The sequence below is a fragment of the Faecalibacterium sp. DFI.5.82 genome (genome assembly GCF_029076575.1).
Taxonomy (GTDB): Bacteria; Bacillota; Clostridia; order Oscillospirales; family Ruminococcaceae; genus Faecalibacterium; species Faecalibacterium duncaniae.
In genome coordinates this window covers 1-313 of record NZ_JARFIS010000451.1, presented here as the reverse complement: position 1 = coordinate 313, position 313 = coordinate 1, and the positions used below count along the sequence as shown (strand labels likewise).

The window sequence follows — 313 nt, the reverse complement described above, 5'->3', positions numbered from 1 at the left end:
AGAGTATTCTCAATAAATACAAAGTGTCAAATTCCAGCTTGCCGGGCGGACAGGCAAATGAAAACTACACAAAAAACGAAGGAGCAGCCATGGTACTTTATTTTACGGGAACCGGTAACAGCCGATATCTGGCGCGGCGCATTGCCGAAGGGCTGGAGATGCCGCTTTACGACCTGAACACCTGCATCAAGGCAGGAAATCCCGCCCCGGTGCAGACCGGGCGGGATGTGGTGCTGGTCACGCCTACCTACGCATGGCGCATCCCCCGGGTGGTGTCAGAGTGGCTGGGCAAGACCGCGCTGACCGGGGCAGA

Annotated in this window: 1 pseudogene; it reads left to right on the top strand. The window is 56.9% G+C overall.

Going from position 1 to position 313, the window contains the following annotated elements:
• Positions 1-89: 89 nt before the first annotated feature.
• Positions 90-313, top strand: a pseudogene (locus P0G09_RS17380) (flavodoxin); the annotation flags it as partial.